The sequence below is a fragment of the Listeria sp. ILCC796 genome (assembly GCF_900186175.1).
Lineage (GTDB): Bacteria > Bacillota > Bacilli > Lactobacillales > Listeriaceae > Listeria > Listeria goaensis.
On record NZ_FYBV01000007.1, the window covers coordinates 21,626 to 43,713 of the forward strand.

The following is a 22,088-nucleotide window of genomic DNA, read 5'->3' on the forward strand; positions in this document are numbered from 1 at the left end:
CTCCTTTAGGAATGACCTCGTTTTTTAGATTGAATTACATGAATCACACGTTCAAAGTCTTTTTTCGCTACTGGCGTATTTTGGTTGCCGTAAAGCCAATTTTCATAGGTTGTTGTTAGTTCTTGGAAGCCGTCAAGTTTTGTGCGTGCTGCAAAGGCAGATAATGTTTCGCTCGGTTCGCGAATGTATCCGTAATTTTTAAGCAGGTGTAGCAGTTTGAGGTAGCTCGTTTCGAAAGTCCATTTTTCTTTTTGAATAGCACGCTTAAACCAGAAAAGCTGAATTTGTTTGCGGAAGATGAAAATCATCAAGGCGATCAAAACGGTTGTGCCAAAAATGCTCCAGAAAATCAGTCGCGGGTTGATGGCTGTTTTTTCAGTAGAAGTCGTATCTTTTTTTGTTTGAGTTTGTCCCGTATCCGTTCCTTGCTCGGCGTTTTTACGTTGTTCAGTGGTTTCTTCTTGAGCGCCTTTTTGCGTGTCCTCAGAACTACTTGGTGCGTCGCTTGTCACTTGACGCTCTTCAGTTGAATCAATGAATTCTTCTGGGTTTTGGAAAGTTGCTGTCGGTTCAAATGGTACCCAGCCTGTTCCCGGGAAATAGACTTCTGGCCAAGAATGGGCGTTATTATTTTTGACGGAATAGAGCGTTTTATTGTTTTCGCTACGAATTTCATCACCAGAAGTAAACCCTTTTGAAAAACGTGCTGGAATGCCGATTGTACGTAGCATAACGACCATTGAGGTAGAAAAATTATCACAGTAACCGACTTTCGTTTCAAACAAAAACTGATCGACATAATCCGCATCTTGCGGTGTTGTTTTGGCATCTTCCGTACTGTATCTGAATCCACCTGTGAAACTTAAATAGTTTTCAATTGCTTTCACTTGGTCATACGTTGTGTCCGCATTTTTTGTTACTTTTTCCGCTAGATTGCCCACACGTTTTGGCAATTCAGTTGGAAGTTGCGTATAAGCCGCCAAAAATTGGTCGGAAAGCTCGTTGAATTTCGCCGCTTTCATCAATTTTAGATCGTAAACGGGCTCAGCCACGCTCATCGAATAGCTCCTGATTTTCGCCGCAGGAGTCACTTTTTCGGTACTATCGGAAAGGGCAAAAGTCACTTCTTTACTGTTAAAAAAGGAATGTGTTCCATATGTGTAGACGAGATAATCGTTCGCGTTATCAAATTGGACGTCGAGCGTACTTTCCTTTGATTGATACTTGTCCGCTAACGCTAACGGGAAAGCTTCGGCGTCTTTGAAATTTTCTACGTCAGTACGATTAGAAGTTGCCCAACCACGTCCAGTGTAGGCGCGTTTCGTCTCCACGCGGTAATAATGTTCTTTTTCAGCCCATACTTGGAAAACTTGCGAATGATCAGGCTTTAAAGCGCCGCCAAGTTCGGAGTCGTCCTCACTATAGCCGACCGTCCGTGTTGTATTCATACCAAGTGATTCGCGAATATAGGGAACCGGATCATTAAAAACCGGTTTTTGCTGTGGGAACAGCAAGGCGCTACCTAAAAATACCCCTAAAAGTGCAATAAGGGCCACGTGATAAAATATCGGACGCTTTTTGTCTGTCAATCCGCTTAATCGATTCGGCGTCTCCAGTCGTTTGGACAGCGCAAAATGAAGCAGCAAGAAGCCAATAATGACGGTTCGCACTAAAGCCATTTGACCGGCGTATTCAGTAAATGTGTTGACGACGGCGATGTAGGCCACGGTTAACGCAAGCACGCTCATAATCCGCTGTTTTTTCAAAAGTGTAAAGCTTGTAATGTAGTTAAGAAGCCAAATGGCGACAAAGAAAATGAGTGTGATGAACGCCATGCTAATATCGTAGGCGTTGAAAGCAAATAGGTCGCGGAAGCCAGACTGAATAATTTGCACGAACGTGCCTAAAAAGCCGAGTTCAAATGGATGTCCGTCATTGAAGTAAATCCCCATCAAGAAGTAAATGAGCAAAAGATGGAGCGGCAAGGTCGCATAAAAGCGCCAGCCGAGGAAAAACATGCCAAGTGAAAGCGCGACGTAAATAATCATGTAGAGCGGGTTGGTTAAATTTGTAAGGAAAATGAACGGATAAACCCATTCTGAAATGAGCAAGATGGACAAAATGTAGAGGATAATCGTCAGCAACTTTGCACACATCACACGCCACCCCCCGACTCAAGCGAATCTTTCCGCAAGTAAATAGCGTTTTGGGAGAGCTCTTGTTTGTCTAAAATGGAGATTAGCGTCATTCGCCAATTGGACTTACTTGCCACCTGAAGTAGCGCATTTGAAATGACCGGCGCAAAAATAAACGCGTCCTTCTGCCATTTTAGTAGCGCCTGCAATTCTTGCATTAAAACCGCTTCATCAAGCGGCTCCAATTCAGCAAACACATGCGACATCTCAGCGATGCGATTTTTATCACGGCTAAAGTCAAACGAACGGCCATTTTCGCCTAAGATGGTGATGCGCACTTCAGCGCCGTCTTCGAGCATTTTACGCGAAAAAGAATAAGCCGCACGTAAGGCGTGTTCAAAATTTTCATGGACGCTACCGAAAAAAATAATTTGCATTTTATGCGCGCTACTATTTTCAAATTCACGTGTCATCATCGTGTTTGTTTTGGCCGTACTTTTCCAGTCAATCCATGTCATTCTGTCACCGGGAATGAATTCGCGCAAACTGTGAAGAGAGTCGTTCTTATGCAAAGTCCAGTACGGCGCGTTTGCATCTCGGTCAGGATTCGCCGCACCAAGTTTTTGCAAAATATTCGGAAAGTAAGTTGGATAAATCGTCACATGCTCTTCCTCACCAATTTGCGAGCTCCGTTCAATTAAACCAAATGCGTCACTTGTTTCAGCCGTGATGGTCGAAAAAGTGTGACGTCCTCGTGTTGCACGAAATGGTTTAATGGCGACTTCAACATTTTTTTTGAAAAAAGGATAGAGGGTTTGTTGGCGCGCATGATGGGCACCAAAAGAAGCTGGTATTTTCTGTTCAATAAGCAAATAGCCAACCGGAAATCGACTTTTACGACTAAAATGAAGCTTCATTTGCACAAAATCCCCGTCAAAATATTCCTTTTTTGGAAAAACACGATGAACGTGCCAATTTTTAAGACGATACACCGCCGAAAAAATTAAAAAGAGCATGACAATTGAAAAGAAATATGTTAAAAACCAGCTCGCTGTATCACCTTGAAATAAAGTGTATGTAATAAGCGCCGCATAGAGGAGGAGAAGCATCAACCACCTAGAAAAAAGCAGCAGCCTAGTTCTAAGCATGAGAAGACCTCTTTTCAACTGGAATTGGAACGGAATTTAGCACATCTTGAATGACATCAGCTTGCTTGACAGCTTGATAAGTCGCTTCAGGCGTGAGTAACAACCGATGTTCAAAAACAAATGGCGCCAAATATTTAATATCATCAGGCATGACAAATTCGCGTCCTTTAAGAAAGGCATAACTTTTAGCTGCCATCATCATCGCAATCGTTCCACGCGGACTAACGCCAAGCGAAACCGCAAAATGAGCACGAGTCGCATGGACCAAATCCACAATATATTGCTTCAATTCCGTACTAATTTGTGTCGCTTGACTTGCTTTTTTTAAACTTAAAAGATCGGTTAAATGAATCACTGCTTCCGCTTCCAGCAGAGTGTCCTCGCTTTGTTTCTCAGAAAGAAGCGCAAGTTCTTCCTCAGCGCTTGGGTAGCCCATTTCAATTTTCAAAAGAAAACGGTCGAGCTGTGCTTCAGGTAGCGTATACGTTCCTTCATATTCAATCGGATTTTGTGTGGCCATAACAAAAAACGGGTCAGCAAGTGGTCTTGTAACCCCATCAACCGTAACGCTTTTTTCAGCCATGCCTTCTAATAGGGCGGCTTGCGTTCTAGGCGCGGTGCGATTAATTTCATCAGCTAAAATGATGTTCCCCGTAATCGGTCCCGGACGAAATTCAAATTCGCGTGTTTCGGGATTAAATACGGAAATACCTGTCACGTCAGAAGGCAACAAATCAGGCGTAAACTGGATGCGTTTGAAATTCACATCTACTGATTTAGCAAGCGTGCGCACGAGCATTGTTTTTCCAACGCCTGGAACATCTTCAATTAAAACATGCCCACCAGCAAAAAGTGCCGTTAAACTTAATTCAATAACGTGGCGTTTCCCCACGATAACTTTTTCAACTTCGGAAATAATTTGCTCAATTTGATTAAATGGTGAAGTCATTAAAAAGGCCCCCATTTCATTTTTACTAATAAAATAAGTATATGCTACTATGATATTGATGTAAAAGAATTTTAATTTAATTTTTTCTAAAGATTTTTTTAAACAGAATAGGTGTTGCTTGTACGCTTAAAAACCTTTAAAATGGTATAGAAGAAAATGAATGAGAAGAGGCTGAATAATGACGAAGAAATCCATTTACGGATTAACGTTTGATGATTTAACGGAATGGTTTTTAGACAAAGGACAAAAGAAATTCAGAGCGACACAAGTGTGGGAATGGCTTTATCGTAAGCGTGTAGGCTCATTTGATGAAATGACGAATGTCCCGAAAGAAAGCATTGAAATTTTGAAAGAAAACTTTGTCTTAAATAATCTAGAAGAACAAATTGTGCAAAAATCAAATGATGGCACAATCAAATATTTATTTAAATTAGAAGATGGCAACTTAATTGAAACGGTGCTTATGAGTCATGAATACGGCTTATCGGTCTGTGTTACGACACAAGTCGGCTGTAATATCGGCTGTACGTTTTGTGCAAGCGGACTTTTAAAGAAGCAACGCGACCTAGACGCAGGGGAAATCGTATCGCAAATTATGAATGTGCAGCGCTACTTAGACGAGCGTGATAATGACGCCCGCGTAAGTCATGTCGTCGTGATGGGAATCGGCGAACCGTTCGATAACTACGACAATGTCATGAGCTTTTTGCGCGTTGTGAATCACGACAAAGGGCTTGCAATTGGCGCGCGCCACATCACCGTTTCAACCAGTGGACTCGCACCGCGCATTAAAGATTTCGCAAACGAGGACTTCCAAGTCAACCTGGCCGTTTCCTTACATGCACCGAACAACGATATTCGGACGAAAATCATGCGAATTAATCGGACGTTCTCGATTGAAACGCTCATGGAAGCAATCGAATATTATATCGAGAAAACCAATCGCAGGGTAACCTACGAGTATATTATGTTGCGTGATGTCAATGACTCCAGACAAGAAGCGCAAGAACTCGCCAATTTACTCAAAAACCATAAAAAGCTCGCCTATGTCAATTTAATCCCGTACAACCCAGTCGATGAGCACAATCAATACGAACGAAGCAAAAAAGAAGACGTCCTCGCTTTCTATGACGTCCTGAAAAAGAACGGCATTAATTGCGTTATCCGCCGTGAACACGGCACCGATATTGATGCTGCATGCGGTCAACTTCGCAGCAAACAAATTAAACGCGTCGGCATTCGCGAACGTATGCGCGAGAAAAAGGCGCTTGAAAACCAATAATTAAGATTACCACCCTTTAAAAGTTGAATTTTGAAGGGTGGTTTTGTTTTGGAGATGCTGCTTCTGGCTTTGTGAACAGTTTAGGCAGTATTTTTTGCGCGATAACTTTCTATTTTAATGAAGGAGAGAAACTTTAATAGCTTTGTTTTTAGACACTTATACTGGCTAAAGGAAGTCTATTTTATTGGACATGTTAACGAGGCAGAAGAAGAGTATCGAGCGAGAGTTCAAACTGAAATCGAAAACATAACCTGTCCACGTCGTGAATTAGTTTTTGACCAGAAAAATTAACTCTTGAAAGCTGCTGATAAAGTGTTATAATGGATATATTTCAAAAGCAAGTTAATAAGGGAGTGCCAAAAGTGGAAGTAACTTTTTTTGAAGCAGCGAGGAATTGTGCAAGTAAGGTTGCTGAGGTTATTAAATTTGATAAAAATGATGCGTTTGAAGCTAAAGTGGTGACATCTTATTTATTTGGGATGCTTACGATGCTTGGCTCTGAGATGGATGCCGATGGAAGTGAAATTCAGGCGAGCTTAGTCGCGGCATTAGTTCATAATTTTCATTTTAGCGAGCAAGAAGCAGCTAAATTATCGAGTCACGCGATTCACTGTACAGAGAAAGCGAAACACCCAACGCAGTTTACGGTGATTGGACGCGGTCTAGAGGGTTACGTTGATTACTACAAAACGGGTGAATATAAAGAAATTCAAGAAGATGTTTCAAGCATCTTTGACATCGTGCGAGAGTGTCAACGAGAAAATATACAACAAGCTAGGTGAGGTAATCATCTAGCTTTTTTTGTTTAAAAGGAGCAGGTTTTATGCTGAAATTAAAACGGCTTTATGAACCAGCAGAAACAGAAGATGGTTACCGCATTTTAGTTGACCGACTATGGCCGAGAGGGGTTTCAAAGGAAAAGGCGAAACTAGATGAGTGGGCGAGAAATATGGCGCCGTCAAATGAAATCCGGACAGACTTTCATCATCAGAAGATGGATTTTCAAGCGTTTAAGGAAGGCTATTTGGCGGAGCTTTCAGGGAATCAATTCCGGATGGTTTTTTTAGACAAAGTGAGAAAAGAACTTGAAAAAGGAAATGTGACTTTTTTATTTGCGGCGAAAAGTGAAGAGGAGAACCATGCGCGGGTGCTTTTAGAATGGGTTTCTGAAAATCTATAATTGACAATGAGAATCATTATCACTATAATCGAAGTAATGAATCGGCAAATTATAGGAGGAAAATGGATGATTATTGTTACTAACACAATTAAAGTGGAAAAAGGCTACGGGGATCAAGTGATTAAGCAATTTACTGGAGCTGATGGTTCTGGACACCCAACAAAAGAGATTGCAGAAGTAGAAGGCTTTTTAGGTTTTGAATTGTGGAAGACGCATCTACCAGAGAGCGATTTTGAAGAGGTTGTGGTGACAAGTAAATGGGTGAGTGAAGCGGCGCAAAAAGCGTGGGTTAAAAGTGATGCATTCAAAAAAACGCATGGTCGAACAAAAGATTCGCGCGAACAAAAACGTGACCGTAAAGGCATTTTAGGTAATGAGGTTGTCCAATATGAAGTTGTCCACATCCAAGAACCAGCTGCTCAAGTAGAATAGGAGGGCTCGGTATGGGGAAAGTAGCGGAAACCATTCGTGCGCGCCGTTCCATTAAACAAGCAATTGAGGAACCAATTTCAAAACAATTTGTGCACAGTCTGATTGAAACGGCTTCCTTTGCACCGTTCCATAGCAAGCTTGAACCGTGGGAAGTTTATGTGGTGGAAAGTCCAGCGCAGAAGGAAAAATATGTAGAGGCTGTCGTACGGGCGACTTGTGAAAAACCAGAAGAGGCCCATAAAATTCGCGAAAGTACGATTAAAAAGATTGGAAAAGCACCCATAACACTCATTATTACGTCAAAAATTACGAGTGTTGCGAAGAAAGACTTTGAAGCCATTGCGGCGACAAGTGCATTTATTCAAAATCTACAACTACTCGGTTGGGAAGAAAATATTGGCATGATTTGGCGAACGAATAAGTACATTTTCAACCCAACGTTTCAAGAGGTGTTAGGGATAAAACCAGACGAAAAAATCATTGGAACGCTACATTTAACTAAATTTGTTGAGGTTCCAAAGGCGAAAGCAAGGCGAGAAATAGCGTCTTATGTGCATGAATTGTAATTTAGGAGGTGATGAATGTGGCTGTACCTGCTAGAAGAACGTCGAAAGCGAAGAAAAATAAACGACGGACGCATAAAGGTTTAAGCGTACCAGGTTTGACTAAGAATCCTACGACAGGTGAATATCAAATGTCCCACCGGATTGCGCCGGACGGTACGTATAAAAATAAGCAAGTCTTATAAGAGTTCCCATTTTTGCGAAAAAGACGTTTTTTTCTTCGCAAAGATGGGTATTTTTTTTGTGTACGGCATGCTAAAATGGATTTTATAGGAATAGGACAATTCATGTAGAAATGAGGCCAATTGGAATGACAGATAATTTTGTGAAGCAAGAAGAGGCGCTGGAATCCTATGATGCAAAAAAATTTCGGACGCCAGACGGCTATACGAGCGATATTTTACTTTTTACGGTACAGGAGAGCAAATTGCATGTGCTTTTAATTGAAAGAAGCCGTTTGAATGCGGAAGGAAAGCCTAATATTGAAGGCGGAAAATGGGCGTTCCCGGGTGGATTTGTTGATCCGAATGAAGATGCGCATCAAGCGGGCATTCGCGAATTGGAAGAAGAAACGGGTTTAACCGATATTCCACTTACGGCGTTCGGTGTTTATGATAAACCTGGACGCGACCCGCGCGGTTGGATTATTACGCGTGCACATTATGCTTTTGTTCCGAAAGAAGCCCTTTTAAAACGAACTGCTCTAGATGATGCGGCAAACGTGGCGCTCGTTTCGGTAGACGAAGCATTCAAATTACCGCTTGCGTTTGATCATTTGGATATTTTGCGTGATGCCACTCATAAAATCAATCAGGAAATGCTTCTTTCCACGAAGGTCAGCGATTTTTTACCTGAATTTTTTACATCAGAGGAGTTGTATGAAGCTCTTCAGGGGTGTACTTTGAAAGATGCGATGCCGTCTTTTGAGGAATTTAATCATTATATTGAGCTTTTGCCTTTTCTTGAGCAAAGCGAAGATGGAAAATACTTTTTTAGCTCGGAAGCGAATGCGCATAGTATTTTCTTTTAAGGGGGATGCACGATGAACCTTGTAACAATAAATGATGTTGTAATTGGCGAAGGGACGCCCAAAATTTGCGTTTCTCTAATGGGGAAGACGATTGCAGATTTAAAACGCGAAGTGGCGCTTATTAATGAGTTTGACGTGGATATTATTGAATGGCGCGCAGACTATTTTGGTAAGGTGCATGACCTTGAAACGGTCAAATGGGCTCTCCGCGAAATTCGACCTCTTATCAAAACAAAACCGCTTCTTTTTACTTTTAGAACAAAAGGAGAGGGCGGCGAACTGGAAATGAAAGACGATTTCTATTTTGAGTTAAACCGTGTGATGGTGCGTACTGGCGAAGTGGACTTGCTCGATGTGGAACTATTTCATGATGAAACCGCTGTGGCAGAATTAGTAAGTCATGCACATGCGTCAAATGTGAAAGTGCTAATGAGTAGCCATGACTTTGAAAAAACGCCCCCAAGATCAGAAATCCTAGCTCGTTTTGCGCGCATGGAAGCCTTACAAGCTGACATTACAAAAATTGCCGTCATGCCTGAAAACGGAGCCGATGCACTTGTTCTACTAGATGCGATGAATACGCTGAAAAATGAAGCTACAAAACCGTTTGTTGCTATTTCAATGGGAACGCTCGGCGTCATTTCGCGCCTATCTGGCGGCTTTTTCGGTTCAGCGATTACGTATGGAAGCATCGGAAAAGCTTCTGCGCCTGGACAAGTTCCTGTTCAAAATTTACGGCTAATTTTAGATGCTTTAGAAGCGAAATCAAGCGAGGCATTCACAGAATTGTAACAAACAAATTTAGCTACATCTATTGTACGGCGCGCCGTATTATGGTAAGATTATCTTTAGTCAAAATGGACGGTTTTTAGGAGGAAAAAGAATGAGTACATTTTTAACAGCTACGCTAGTTGTTGTGTCTATACTGCTCGTTATCGTAATTATTCTTCAACCAGGTAAAAGCAATGGCCTTTCAGGCGCCATTTCTGGTGGAGCAGAGCAATTATTCGGCAAACAAAAAGCACGTGGCCTTGAATTATATTTGCACCGCGCAACAATCGTATTATCCATCATTTTCTTTGCAATACTCATTGCATTAGGCTTTTTCATTAATTAAGCCGATGATGATAAACCACCTACAACCGTAGGTGGTTTCAGCTTGTAGAAAAACTCTAAACTTAAGCCAAACAAAACGTACCACGCACAATCAGACTGATGACAAATGGTGAGATTCTTACGCATTGCCGAGTACCGCACCGGAGCGTACTCGAGTACGTGATGACTGAAAACAGGAAGGGCGTAGTTTGCCCGACCATGTGAGAAGTTAGGCGAAGCGGAGTGGAACGGAGGCAAAAACTCCGAAGATTGCCGTTTGTCATCAGTCTGAAACCACCTACAACCGTGGGTGGTTTTTGTTTGGGTTCATACAACATATCAGCAACTGTCTAGTATAGCGCGCTTCCTTTTTTAGCGACTTCCCCCTTCATATTGTGAATACATATCCCATACATTTCAAGTCTCCTCACAAAATTTTTTAATTGCTTGAAACCGTAATTTCACGTACACTAGAGTAGAATCAAAAGTTGCGTGAGGAGCGTTTTAAAATGAAATTTACACCACCAAAACCTTTTTTATTTGAAACAGGGAAAAGAGCGGTTTTGTTACTTCATGGGTTTACGGGAAGTTCGGCGGATGTGCGAATGTTGGGGCGGTTTTTGCAAGACCATCATTATACGTGTTATGCGCCGCAATATAAAGGGCACGGCGTGTCGCCGGATTTGTTGCTTCAGACGGAACCAAGTGATTGGTGGCAAGATGTATTAGATGCTTATGCGCATTTAGAGGAACTAGGCTACAAGGAAATTGCGGTTGCTGGGCTGTCACTAGGCGCATTATTTTCTTTAAAACTCGGATTTTCAAAACCTGTGAAAGGGATTGTTTCGATGAGTGCGCCGACGAAAATGGATAGTTCATCGCCGATTATTTCGGGGTATATGGATTATGTACGGAATTATAAGCGGCTTGAGGGCAAGACTCCAGAAGAAATTGATGCGGAAATGGTGCATTACGAAGGGGCATCGATGAGTCAAATTGCCAAATTGAAAGACGAAATTAATGCGGTGGCGAGTGAAATCGATATGATTTATGCACCGATTTTCGTTGTCCAAGGCAAACTTGATGATATGGTGGACGTGGACGGTGCCCAGTGGATTTATGATACAGTCGAATCTGCGGATAAATCGCTTAAGTGGTATGAAAATTCTGGTCACGTCATTACGATAGATAAGGAACGAAAAGAGTTACAAAACGATATTTTAAACTTTTTAGACCGTTTAGATTGGCAAGAATAAATAGTAAGGAGGGATGAATGATGGAAGAACATCAAATGGAGGCGCACATATTAGACGTTTTGCGCGCACAAAAGGATCAAACTTTTTCATTAGATGATTTAGAAGCGGCAACAGGCTTAGCTGACGCAGATGCATTTAAAGAAATGGTGAAAGCGCTCGTTCGCTTGGAAGATAAAGGGGACATTATTCGGACGAAAAAAAATCGGTATGCGCTACCTGAAAAGATGGATTATATTAAGGGGACTTTCCGGGCGCACGAACGCGGATTTGGTTTCGTTTTACCAGAAGAGAAAGACTTGGACGATATTTTTATCCCCCCGACAGAAGTCAATGACGCAATGAATGGCGACTTAGTGCTCGCGAACATTACGAAACGAAAAGGCGACAACTTGGCCGAAGGTACCATCAGTAAAATTGTGGAGCGAAAAACAACGCAATTAGTTGGTACATACATGGAGGATTTAGTTGGCGACGGAATTGTTATTCCGGACGATAAACGTGTATTTGGTGAAGTGCATGTTGACTTGGCGGATGGCTTAAAACCGGTTGACGGACATAAAGTCATTGTCGAGCTCACGCAGTACGCACATTCGCATAACCGGGCGCGTGGTGTTGTGAAAATGATTATTGGGCATAAAAACGATCCAGGCGTTGATATTTTATCGATTATTCATAAACATGGAATTGAAATGACTTTTTCAGACGCGGTCATGAAAGAAGCGAATGCGGCAGACGATGTTGTGAATCCTGATGAAATTGGTTCGCGGCGCGACTTACGCGATGAAGTCATCATCACAATTGACGGAGCCGATGCGAAGGATTTAGATGACGCGGTTACTGTTTCAAAACTTGAAAATGGGAACTTTAAACTTGGCGTGCATATTGCAGACGTCACACATTATGTGAAGGAAGGTTCTGAACTTGATAAGGAAGCGGCTCTTAGGGCCACGAGTGTTTACTTAGTAGACCGTGTGATTCCGATGTTGCCCCACCGCCTATCAAACGGGATTTGTTCTTTAAACCCGAAAGTGGACCGGTTTACGATGAGCTGTGAAATGGAAATCGATGAAACTGGGCACGTGGTCAGCCATGAGATTTTTGAAAGTATCATCAAAACGACGGAGCGGATGACGTACACGGACGTGAATGCGATTTTAGTGGACGAAGATGCCGAGCTGCGCGAAAAATACGCGCATATTGTACCGATGCTAGAAGACATGTTTGCGCTCTCGAAACATCTCCACGAAAAGCGAGAAGCACGAGGAGCCATTGACTTTGATGCAAAAGAAGCGCGGGTTTTTGTGGACGAAAAGGGGCACCCAGAGAAGGTTGTCTTGCGAGAAAGGTCGGCAGGTGAACGCCTGATTGAGGAATTTATGTTGGCGGCAAACGAAACTGTTGCGGAACATTTCCACTGGATGGACGTGCCGTTCATTTATCGTATCCACGAAGATCCAAAAGAGGATAAGCTGGCGCGTTTCTTTGAGTTCATTACGAATTTCGGCTTGGTCGTGAAAGGCACCTCCAACCAAGTCCATCCAGCAGCATTGCAACAAGTTTTGGATGAGGTGAAAGGCAAACCAGAAGAAATGGTCATTTCAACGGTGATGCTACGCTCGATGCAGCAAGCGAAATACGATACGGTTTCAGCAGGCCACTTCGGTCTTGCTACCGATTTTTATACGCACTTCACATCGCCCATTCGCCGTTACCCGGATTTAATGGTCCACCGCCTAATTCGGCAGTACTTCATAAATGGTGACGTATCAGAAGAAACGCTCGCAAAACGTGCAGAAGAGCTACCTGAAATTGCGGATCATTCTTCTAAAATGGAGCGCCGCGCAATTGAAGCCGAACGTGAAACAGACGAGCTTAAGAAAACAGAGTTTATGGTCGACAAAGTTGGCGAGAAATTTATCGGCATCATTAGTTCGGTTACGAATTTTGGCTTATTTGTTGAACTGGAAAACACGATTGAAGGCTTAGTCCATGTGAGTGCGATGAAAGGTGATTATTACCAGTTCCACCAAAACATTTTAGCCATGATTGGCGAGCGTACTGGGCTAGTTTACCGAATCGGGGACGAGGTCGAAGTAGAAGTAACAAAAGTCGACGTTGACGCACGCGAAATTGACTTCACATTAATTAGTGAGGGCAAAGAGGGTGGCAAAGCGAAATTCCAAAAACAAAAACCGGTAAATAAAACCCGCGCTTTTAAAGAAAAAGGAAATCGTAATCAGAAGCGGCGTAAGCCTCATTCGAATAAAGAGGAGAAGCAATCTGACGGCGATTGGTATACGAAACCGAAGAAGAAAAAGAAAAAAGCATTCTATGAGAGTGTGGCCAAAAAAGGCCAGCCTAAAAATAGTAAGAAGAAAAAACGCCGTTAAGGAAGGAGGATAAAGATGCCAAAAGGTGAAGGAAAGCTTATCGCGCAAAACAAAAAGGCGCGTCACGATTTTGCAATCGAAGAAACTTTTGAAGCGGGTATTGTCCTCCAAGGTACGGAAATCAAGTCTGTGCGAGGTGCTCGCGTGAATTTGAAGGACGCTTATGCGCGCGTGGATAAAGGTGAAGTTTTTTTACACAACATGCATATTAGTCCTTATGAACAAGGAAATCGTTATAACCACGACCCGCTTAGAACGCGAAAGCTTTTGCTGCATAAAAAGCAAATCAGTCGTCTAATTGGGGAAACGAAGGAAGCCGGATATTCGATAGTCCCGCTTAAAATGTACTTGAAAGATGGCTACGCGAAAGTTTTAATTGGCGTCGCTAAAGGGAAGAAAAAGTACGATAAGCGCGAAGATTTAAAACGAAAAGAGGCCAAACGAGATATTGAAAGGGCGTTTAAAGAGCGCCAAAAAATGTAATGAATGTGATGTATGAATTTTGTGAATAAAGAAGGACGTAGGCTTGGATTAGTTAATAATCCAAGCTTTTTTTTGTGGGGAAAATGAAATAACACAATTTATCCAGCGCGAAGTTGTGTTATTTGAAAGGGATAAAGCATGTGGTAGAGCCGTTTGTGAGCTGTAACAATTGTTTGGCACGATTATTGCAACTGTAAAAAAAGAAGGGAGGTTAGTTATGAATAGAATTATTTTAGTCAGCCATGGCAAACTTGCGCTTGGAATGAAAGATACACTTGATATGATTATTGGCGAAAAGAATGAGGTTATTGCGTTTGCAGCTTACTCAGATGATGAACCGTTTGAAGAGAAAATCAGAGAAAAAGTTCATGCAGAATATCAGCAAAAAAGTATCATCATTGTTACCGACATTTTAGGTGGAAGCGTAAATAATGAAATGTTAAAACTTATGCAAACATTTCCGAATATTCACTTGCTTGCTGGGATGAATTTACCATTAATTATCGAACTCGCTACATATCCAAACGCTTTTTCTAAACTAGAAATGGCGGAAGTAGTCGCGGCAAGTAAAGCGGCCATTGTTGACTGTCAGGCATTATTAAAAGCTACTCGGAAAGGAGGCGAAGGATTTGATTAAGTTTTCAAGGATTGATCATCGTTTATTACATGGACAAGTGATCTTTTCATGGAGTAAAGCAATGAATATTACGCGAATTATTGTAATTGATAATGCGACAGCAAAAGACGATTTTAAAAAAATGTCTTTGAATCTTTCTAAACCGCCAGATATTACTTTAAATATTTTTTCAGTAGCAGAAGCACTTCAAAAAGTTGAGCAAATTGAGGCTTTAGAGGACCAGATTATGCTTATTTTCGGCGGGACAAAAGATGCGTTAGCGTTTTCTAAAGGGTATCCGAAAATACAAGAAATTAATTATGGTGGAATTGCGAATAAAGAGGGTTCGAAAGCATTTAGTAACGCAATTTATCTAACAGAAGAAGAGGTTACTGAGAGTAAAGAAATGGCGGATGCAGGGATACGACTTTATATGCAACAAGTACCGACTTCGAAATTGGAAGAATTAAACCCTAAATTATAACCGCAGAAGGGAGAGTTTGAGATGTTACTTAAATCCATTCTTTTAGGGCTTGTCGGCGTCATTGGGATTCTCGATTCAAGATTACTTGGGCGATTGAATTTAGAAAGGCCACTCGTGATGAGCACACTGACAGGCATTGTTTTGGGAGATATGACAAAAGGGCTTATGATTGGAGCGGCCTTAGAATTAATCTCGCTTGGATTAGTAAATGTAGGGGCAGCAGCTCCGCCAGATATGACGCTTGGTTCTGTCATTGCTACTGCGTTTGCCGTTCTATCAAATACAGACGCACAGACCGCATTAACAATTGCAATACCAATTGCTGTGCTTGGGCAAATGCTAGGTATCTTTTTACGAACGTTACTTTCACAATTCAGTCATACGGCAGATAAACATATTGAAGCAGGAGAATTTAATAAGGCGAAGCGAATCCATATTTTATGGGGGACCGTGCTTTATTCTCTGATGTATTTCGTGCCGATTTTTTTGGCCATTTATTTTGGAACCGATTTAGTGAAGATGATTGTAGATAGTATTCCAACTTGGTTAACAGATGGCTTAACACTAGCAAGTAAAATATTGCCTGCTTATGGTTTTGCATTACTTCTTACGACGATGCTCACGAAAAAGATGCTGCCATTTCTACTTGCGGGCTTTTTCATAACAGCGTATTCAGGTTTAAGTTTAACAGGTGTTGCCATTTTTGCTTGCTTAATTGCCTTTGTATTTGCCGATATCAAATTTAAAAAAGAGAAGAAAGTCGATACTTTATAAGCTAGGGAGGGAATTTTATGACTGCTACAAAAGAGGAACTTACGAACCAGAAAAAATATTGGCAATTTTTTTGGCGCTCCTGGATGATTCAAACTTCTTGGAATTATGAACGGCAGATGAATATGGGCTTCATGTTTGGTATGGCACCAATTTTGGATGCGATTTATGATAAACCAGAAGAAATAGATCTGAAAAAAGAAGCTTACAGACGCCATATGATTTTCTTTAATTGTACACCGCAAACCTCTTCTTTTGTGATGGGGCTTGCCTCTTCGATGGAAGAACAATATTACCAAGACCGTGATAGTTTTGATCCAGAAACCATTACTGCTGTGAAAACGAGTTTGATGGGTCCACTTTCAGGTATTGGAGATTCTTTCTTTCAGGGAACAATCCGCGTGCTTGCTTTCGGGATCGGAATTACATTGGCTCAGCAAGGAAATATTTTAGGTCCAATTTTAGCTATTTTAATTTCGTTTATACCTGCTTTTTTAGTGACATATTATGGTGGGAAAATCGGTTACACGGCAGGAAACAAATATTTATCCAAGCTGTACAACGAAGGCTTGATGGACAAGGTGATGTATATTTCAACAGTAGTAGGGCTGATGGTTATCGGTTCTATGGTTGCCAGTATGATTGGAATTACAACACCAATTACATTTGGAAAAGCGTTTAATTTACAAGAAGTTTTAGACAATATTGTGCCAGGAATTATTCCGCTCGGTTTAACCTTCTTTATGTACTGGTTACTACAAAAGAAGGTCAAAACAGGATGGATTCTCTTGATTTCTATTGCTGGGGGTATCATTCTCAGCGTGCTTGGAATATTTCAATAAAAATGGAGGAATGAATAATGAATAGTCAAACAATCATTAAAAATATTTTAAAAAAAGCAACAGAGGTTAAAAGTGTTATATTTGTAGGGTGTGGAGCGTCTAAAGCAGACCTTTACCCCGCTAAATATTTTTTGGAAGAAAATACTGAAAACCTGCGTGTAAGTTTGTATACTGCAAATGAATTTAACTTTGCGACACCAAAAGCTTGTAATGAAACAGCTATCGTAATCACTGCATCGCTTGGTGGAGCAACGCCAGAAACGGTGGAAGCTACAACAAGAGCGCGTAAGCAAGGGGCGCATGTTATTTCACTTACACATATAGAAAATTCAGCCATTACAAAAGATGCCGAATATGTTATTGTTCACGGATTTGAAGCAAACTATGCAGCCAAACAAGAGAAAATGACATATGCTCTAGAATTAGCTTTAGAAATTTTGCATCAAACGGAAGGATATGCACATTATGATGCCCTGACGGATAGCATAAGCCAATTACCAGCATTCACCGAAGAAGCTGTGAAAAGCTTAGAACCGCAAGCGAATATTTTTGCTGAGAATTACAAAGATGAAAAAGTCATTTATTTTATGTCTAGTGGGGCAACGCATGAAGTGGCTTATGCAACTTCTATTTGTTTAATGATGGAAATGCAATGGATTCATTCAGGCACTTTCCATGATGGTGAATTTTTCCATGGACCATTTGAAATCGTTGATAAAGATGTGCCATTCGTTCTCTTTATGAATGATGGGAAAACAAGGACAATGGATTCTAGGGCACTAACATTTTTAAATCGTTTTGATGCTAAAACAACTGTACTCGATTCACGCGATTTTGGTCTAGGAAACATTGCAGCTGGTGAAGTCATTGATTATGTAAATCCAATGCTATTAACAGCAGTCATGCGTGTCTATGCTGAAAAATTAGCTGAAAAGCGAAATCACCCGCTAACAAAAAGAAGATATATGTGGAAATTAGAATATTAATAAAATAGCCAAGTCCATGTCTCGAAAATATGGGCTTGGCTTCAATCAATGATGAGTAATGTTTTTGCGTGTTAGACTCATTTTGTGCAGGTTAATGGTTTTTTCTACACTTTCAAAATAATGAAAAACTGCTAAGCTAGAAGGAGAATAACGAGTGATTTTTAACGAGGTGGTTTGTGATGACAGCGAATTTATTAGAATACCTTGCTTCCTTAACAGCGAAGTTATCAAAAGAAAATAGCCATTTATTTACGGCGAGTGCTATTTCTGAAAGCACAGGATTTAGTCGTAGTACAGTAAGTCGCTATTTAAATGAGGGAGTGAAGGAAGGGGTAGTATTAAAAATTAGAGAACGTCCTGTTTTGTTTGTGGATAAGATGAGTTTCAGCAATCATTTTTTTACGCCTACCCAAATCATTTTTGATTCTGTAGAAGAACTACTCAATCCGGAGAAAAAAGATGCACTGGCCAAAATTATTGGGGCGAACGCCAGCTTAAAAGAACAAATTGAGCAAATTAAAACAGCTTCTCTTTATCCAAATAATGGGCTTCCAATTATGTTAGCAGGTCCTAGTGGTTCAGGGAAAACTTTTTTAGCTAGACAGATATACGAATATTGTCTAGAAGAAGGTTTACTTCCTAAGAAAGCACCGTTTGTTTCGCTTAATTGCGCGCAGTACTACCATAATCCTGAACTGCTGTCTAGTTTGTTATTTGGTCATGTAGAAGGGGCCTTTACAGGAGCAGATCATGATAAAGAAGGTCTGCTTGCACATGCAAATGAAGGAGTCTTATTTTTAGACGAAGTTCACCGGCTAACAGAAGAGGGGCAGGAAAAATTATTTACATTTATGGACCAAGGCCTCTATTCACCAATCGGAAGTAGTAATGTTGAAAAAAAAGCGACTGTGCGCTTGATTTTCGCAACAACTGAAACTATTCACTCGACCTTCCTGCCTACATTTGTGCGGCGTTTACCTGTTATTGTGAATATTCCGGGTTTTGGCGAACGTACTTGGCAAGAGAAGTTACACTTGATTCATCATTTTTTTATGGAAGAAAGTAAGATTTTAAAACACACAATAGAAGTTTCGAGTCAAGTCATGGGTTATTTACTTTCCAGTCAGTTTGAGGGGAATGTGGGGCGTCTTCGGAATATCATTAAATATGCAGCAGGCAATGGTTATACAAAGCTTGAACGTTCGGAAGTCATACAAGTCAATATACAAGTCTTACCAGCAGATGCACAGACCAACTTCCAAACCACTTTTCCGCGTAAAAATATCGAAAAACAAATTTACGATTACACAAAACCATTTTCCTATCCTAAAGCTGATCGCCTTTTAAAAAGCATTCAGATGGTATATGAAGATTTCGTTCTACAATTTGATAAGGAAACTGATTTTTATATCGTGGAGATGACTAAAAATGTAAATTTGCTACTAGATAAACTCTATTTTGAAAGTAATCTCGACACGGATCAAGCTTCTTTTTCGAGCTTAACCTATCATTTGCGTTCTATTTTTAAATATATGGAAGAAAATTATCGTTTTGAACAAGATGGAAATAAAATATTATCTATGGCGTATTTACTTTATCACAAGGAATCTAGAGCTTTTCTAGCTAATCATCCACTTTGGAATAGTCAAAGGAACCGAATCTTACAGTTTTTGCAAGAAAACTTGAATGAGGCATTTTGGCTGGCAAAACAAGTACTAACCTTGCTTGGCGAGCGAATGGACCAAAAAATTTTAACCGAAGATATTGTTTTTATTTCGTTTTATTTTCACGGAACACATATTCAAAGTTTGTCTTCAAATATGAGGGCTGTCATCTTAGCACATGGATACTCAACAGCGAGTAGCATGGCAAATATTGTCAACCGTATTTTACAAAAAAATATCTTTCAAGCCATTGATATGCCAATTGATACAACGATTACAGATATCGAGACCAGACTTTTAGAATATCTGAATACTGAAATTTCAACAACAAATGGTTTAATTTTACTTGTTGATATGGGGTCGTTAAGTGAACTTGCTAAACGACTAGAAAACAAAAGCAGAGGACCTATTTTGTTAATGGATTATGTGTCGACGCCTATTGCGCTTGAAGTAGGACAAGATTTAATTGCAGGCAAACCGATTGATAAAGTGGGAGAGTCGATTCATCAAAAAAAACTGAATCGCGAACTGCTTTTTCCAAGTGTGAAAAAGAAAAAAGCGATTCTTACATGCTGCTACACTGGAATGGGAAGCGCCATACAAATTCAGGAGATTTTGCAAAAGAGTTTACAGAATACACCTTCGAAGCTAGAAATTATCCCATATGATTATAAAAAATTGAGTCAAAATAAGAAAGAAGAGCTTCCGTTTCAGTTGTACGACGTTTTAGCTATTGTAGGCACTGAAAATCCTGGAATTTTGTCTGTTCCTTATATTGGCCTTAATAAATTAATTAGTGGTACGCATATTACGGAGTTTATCCGTCTACTAAAACAACATTTTGAGTTAGATGAAGAAGAACTTCGAAAAGATTTAATTTTTAATTTCTCACTTAAAAAAATCATTCAAAATATGACTGTTCTGGATGCCGAAAAGGTACTACAAAACGTTGAGCGGTCTGTTGAATTCATGGAAGCCAAACTCGACATAATACTTGATAATAACAAGAAATTTTTGCTGTATGTGCATATGTGCTGCATGATTGAACGGATTTTGCGAAAAGAAAAAGTAGATGAACAAACGGATATTGAGGCTTTTTTAGAAAAAAACGAAAAAATGATACAGGTGATTGGTCTGGCAATATCCAATTTAGAAAAAGAATATCATATTGAAATCCCGCTGTTAGAAATCCGTTTGATAGCTGATATTGTGAACACGATTTAAGAGAACAGCCCCTTAAAAAGCTTGTGTTTAGAAAGACATTTCTGTATACTAATGTTAGTGATTTTAAACTGGGGCTGTTACGGATTCGACAGGGATAGTTCGAGCTCGGATGGCGCGTCGAGGGGTCGTCCTCGTTAACAACGCAAAAGCCAATAATAACTGGCAAAGAAAAACAAAACCTAGCTTTCGCTGCGTAATAGTAGCTTAAGCTGATCCTCCGTGCATCGCCCATGTGCTACGGTCAGGGTCTTACTCTAAGTGGGATACGTTTAAAGGCTTCCGTTTGTAGTCTTTAAAAAGAGATTAATCAAGCTAGCTGAAAGGAAGCCGGTTTCGAGGCCGATATTCAAGCGAAATTCTAATATCGAGACTACACGCGTAGAAGTTCGAGTGCCGATATTTCTGGACGCGGGTTCGACTCCCGCCAGCTCCATAAGAAGAAATTGATGAAAAGTGTTGTAAATGGATTTTTGAAGCCATTTACAACACTTTTTATTTTTGAACAAAAGGGTAAAGATCTGCTTTTTGAAAACTTCTGCCACTATTATCTCAAATGTTATTCAATCGCATAAAAAAACACCAATAAAAATTTATTGATGCGAAATTAGAGCTGAAATTGTTTATTGACTAGTCTTCCCAGCCACAAAGTGAGTAGCCACTCGCGATAGCTTCACTTTTACTCATTGAAACTACAGAGTTAGCACTATTTAGACCGCGGCATGATGAATCGTAATGAAACTTCTTTCCTGATTGTGGTGCGACAAAAACAGTTGCTACTGTTTCAGAGGCTTTAGGAGTTGGTGCCGCTTGCTTTGGTTGGGTATTCGGTGCTTGATTGTTATCATCGGTTTGATTTGTTTCTTTTTTTGGAACAGTTGGATTTTCCTCTGCTCGTTTTTTAGCTTCATCTGCTTTTTTCTTGGCAGCTTCCGCTTTTTGCTCGATTTTTAGTTGAACAGCATCAATACGATCTGAAAACTTTGAGACAGTTAAAAATTCATTGTTATCAATAAATTTCTTTGCCTTATCTAAGTCTGCAGTATTTAGTGATTTTTCAGCAGAATCAAGCAATTTATTTGCCTCATTTTCTGCTTTTTCGATTTCCTCTTTTTCATATACACTAAGTTTCTCTTGAATTTCTTCTTTTTCGGACTCAACCGAACTTAATTGGTCTTCTGCAGCAGATAAGTCATCATTAAGAGCGTCAATCTTTTTATCTTGTGCTTTAATCTTCGCTTCGAGCTTTTGGTAATCTTCCTTCGCAACAGTGTCATCATTAGAGCAGCTCCCAATTAATCCCAGCCCTAAAACAATAATAAGTGCCCAAAACCACCATCTTTTATGTATCGGTTTTTTCAAAGTAGCTTTCTCCCCTTTTGTAATAAAATTTAAGTCTTCTTTATTTAAAAAGCAAAATGCTTCAGCTCTTTTTGAATGAAAATCGATAATTAATCGGAAAATATATATATACTTATATTATACAATATAAAATTATGTGTGCCAATTGATAATAAAAAGGACTATCGTTTGCCAAGAAGGCTAATTCCTATACTTCCTT

The 22,088-nt window shown here is 40.3% G+C and carries 22 protein-coding genes and 1 other RNA gene; 19 read left to right on the forward strand and 4 right to left on the reverse strand.

The features are described from left to right. Nucleotides 1-5: 5 nt before the first annotated feature. The 3 genes from CFS04_RS08470 to CFS04_RS08480 are packed head-to-tail and all read right to left on the reverse strand — an operon-like array spanning nucleotide 6 to nucleotide 4,232. Nucleotides 6-2,156 carry a transglutaminase domain-containing protein gene (locus CFS04_RS08470; RefSeq protein ID WP_088810215.1) on the reverse strand — a complete coding sequence of 717 codons (2,151 nt, stop codon included), beginning with the start codon at nucleotides 2,154-2,156 and terminating at the stop codon, nucleotides 6-8. Then, complete coding sequence (locus tag CFS04_RS08475) at nucleotides 2,156-3,283, reverse strand: DUF58 domain-containing protein (RefSeq protein WP_088810216.1); 1,128 nt, start codon at nucleotides 3,281-3,283, stop codon at nucleotides 2,156-2,158. The genes CFS04_RS08470 and CFS04_RS08475 overlap by 1 nt, the downstream gene beginning before the upstream one ends. Next, nucleotides 3,276-4,232, reverse strand: coding sequence for a MoxR family ATPase (locus CFS04_RS08480; protein ID WP_088810218.1), 957 nt, complete (start codon nucleotides 4,230-4,232; stop codon nucleotides 3,276-3,278). The genes CFS04_RS08475 and CFS04_RS08480 overlap by 8 nt, the downstream gene beginning before the upstream one ends. Nucleotides 4,233-4,410: 178 nt before the next feature. Here CFS04_RS08480 and rlmN point away from each other — a divergent pair, with 178 nt between their 5' ends. The 19 genes from rlmN (at nucleotide 4,411) to ssrA (ending at nucleotide 20,966) form a co-directional block, all read left to right on the forward strand. Next, nucleotides 4,411-5,514, forward strand: a complete 1,104-nt coding sequence (gene rlmN / locus CFS04_RS08485) for a 23S rRNA (adenine(2503)-C(2))-methyltransferase RlmN (protein ID WP_088810220.1) — start codon at nucleotides 4,411-4,413, stop codon at nucleotides 5,512-5,514. A 362-nt stretch (nucleotides 5,515-5,876) separates the two neighbouring features. Further along, the gene (gene imm48, locus CFS04_RS08490; RefSeq protein WP_088810222.1) at nucleotides 5,877-6,296 is read left to right on the forward strand and encodes an Imm48 family immunity protein; all 420 of its coding nucleotides are present in this window, start codon (nucleotides 5,877-5,879) and stop codon (nucleotides 6,294-6,296) included. A gap of 41 nt (nucleotides 6,297-6,337) precedes the next feature. Next, nucleotides 6,338-6,694 (forward strand): DUF488 domain-containing protein, encoded by a 357-nt coding sequence (locus tag CFS04_RS08495; RefSeq protein WP_088810224.1) that lies wholly within the window; start codon nucleotides 6,338-6,340, stop codon nucleotides 6,692-6,694. 66 nt (nucleotides 6,695-6,760) lie between these two features. Continuing rightward, nucleotides 6,761-7,126 carry a heme oxygenase IsdG gene (isdG, locus tag CFS04_RS08500; protein WP_088810225.1) on the forward strand — a complete coding sequence of 122 codons (366 nt, stop codon included), beginning with the start codon at nucleotides 6,761-6,763 and terminating at the stop codon, nucleotides 7,124-7,126. Nucleotides 7,127-7,137: 11 nt separating this feature from the next. Beyond that, complete coding sequence (locus tag CFS04_RS08505; RefSeq protein ID WP_088810226.1) at nucleotides 7,138-7,692, forward strand: nitroreductase; 555 nt, start codon at nucleotides 7,138-7,140, stop codon at nucleotides 7,690-7,692. Between the two features lie 17 nt (nucleotides 7,693-7,709). After that, the gene (gene rpmF / locus CFS04_RS08510) at nucleotides 7,710-7,874 is read left to right on the forward strand and encodes a 50S ribosomal protein L32 (protein WP_088810228.1); all 165 of its coding nucleotides are present in this window, start codon (nucleotides 7,710-7,712) and stop codon (nucleotides 7,872-7,874) included. Between the two features lie 125 nt (nucleotides 7,875-7,999). Next, nucleotides 8,000-8,719, forward strand: a complete 720-nt coding sequence (locus tag CFS04_RS08515) for an NUDIX hydrolase (RefSeq protein WP_088810230.1) — start codon at nucleotides 8,000-8,002, stop codon at nucleotides 8,717-8,719. Nucleotides 8,720-8,731: 12 nt separating this feature from the next. After that, nucleotides 8,732-9,511: a type I 3-dehydroquinate dehydratase gene (gene aroD / locus CFS04_RS08520; RefSeq protein WP_088810232.1), complete on the forward strand. Its 780-nt coding sequence runs from the start codon at nucleotides 8,732-8,734 to the stop codon at nucleotides 9,509-9,511. Between the two features lie 91 nt (nucleotides 9,512-9,602). Next, the gene (gene secG, locus CFS04_RS08525) at nucleotides 9,603-9,836 is read left to right on the forward strand and encodes a preprotein translocase subunit SecG (RefSeq protein ID WP_088810233.1); all 234 of its coding nucleotides are present in this window, start codon (nucleotides 9,603-9,605) and stop codon (nucleotides 9,834-9,836) included. A 487-nt stretch (nucleotides 9,837-10,323) separates the two neighbouring features. After that, nucleotides 10,324-11,070 (forward strand): carboxylesterase, encoded by a 747-nt coding sequence (locus CFS04_RS08530; protein ID WP_088810235.1) that lies wholly within the window; start codon nucleotides 10,324-10,326, stop codon nucleotides 11,068-11,070. Nucleotides 11,071-11,090: 20 nt separating this feature from the next. Then, a complete protein-coding gene (gene rnr / locus CFS04_RS08535; RefSeq protein WP_088810237.1) occupies nucleotides 11,091-13,460 on the forward strand; it encodes a ribonuclease R in 2,370 nt (789 codons plus the stop codon). A gap of 15 nt (nucleotides 13,461-13,475) precedes the next feature. Next, on the forward strand, nucleotides 13,476-13,943 hold the full coding sequence (smpB, locus tag CFS04_RS08540) for an SsrA-binding protein SmpB (RefSeq protein ID WP_088810238.1): 468 nt from the start codon (nucleotides 13,476-13,478) through the stop codon (nucleotides 13,941-13,943). A 217-nt stretch (nucleotides 13,944-14,160) separates the two neighbouring features. Further along, nucleotides 14,161-14,580 (forward strand): PTS sugar transporter subunit IIA, encoded by a 420-nt coding sequence (locus tag CFS04_RS08545; RefSeq protein WP_088810239.1) that lies wholly within the window; start codon nucleotides 14,161-14,163, stop codon nucleotides 14,578-14,580. Further along, on the forward strand, nucleotides 14,573-15,043 hold the full coding sequence (locus CFS04_RS08550) for a PTS sugar transporter subunit IIB (RefSeq protein ID WP_088810241.1): 471 nt from the start codon (nucleotides 14,573-14,575) through the stop codon (nucleotides 15,041-15,043). The genes CFS04_RS08545 and CFS04_RS08550 overlap by 8 nt, the downstream gene beginning before the upstream one ends. A 21-nt stretch (nucleotides 15,044-15,064) precedes the next feature. Beyond that, on the forward strand, nucleotides 15,065-15,817 hold the full coding sequence (locus CFS04_RS08555) for a PTS sugar transporter subunit IIC (protein WP_088810243.1): 753 nt from the start codon (nucleotides 15,065-15,067) through the stop codon (nucleotides 15,815-15,817). Nucleotides 15,818-15,834: 17 nt separating this feature from the next. Then, nucleotides 15,835-16,656, forward strand: a complete 822-nt coding sequence (locus CFS04_RS08560) for a PTS system mannose/fructose/sorbose family transporter subunit IID (RefSeq protein ID WP_088810245.1) — start codon at nucleotides 15,835-15,837, stop codon at nucleotides 16,654-16,656. A 17-nt stretch (nucleotides 16,657-16,673) separates the two neighbouring features. Further along, entirely contained in the window at nucleotides 16,674-17,642 is a 969-nt protein-coding gene (locus tag CFS04_RS08565; protein WP_088810246.1) for an SIS domain-containing protein, read from the forward strand. Between the two features lie 179 nt (nucleotides 17,643-17,821). After that, a complete protein-coding gene (locus CFS04_RS08570; protein ID WP_088810248.1) occupies nucleotides 17,822-20,530 on the forward strand; it encodes a sigma 54-interacting transcriptional regulator in 2,709 nt (902 codons plus the stop codon). A 70-nt stretch (nucleotides 20,531-20,600) separates the two neighbouring features. Beyond that, nucleotides 20,601-20,966: a transfer-messenger RNA gene (gene ssrA, locus CFS04_RS08575) on the forward strand. Nucleotides 20,967-21,157: 191 nt separating this feature from the next. Here ssrA and CFS04_RS08580 read toward each other — a convergent pair. Beyond that, on the reverse strand, nucleotides 21,158-21,889 hold the full coding sequence (locus CFS04_RS08580) for a hypothetical protein (RefSeq protein WP_088810250.1): 732 nt from the start codon (nucleotides 21,887-21,889) through the stop codon (nucleotides 21,158-21,160). Nucleotides 21,890-22,088: the final 199 nt, after the last annotated feature.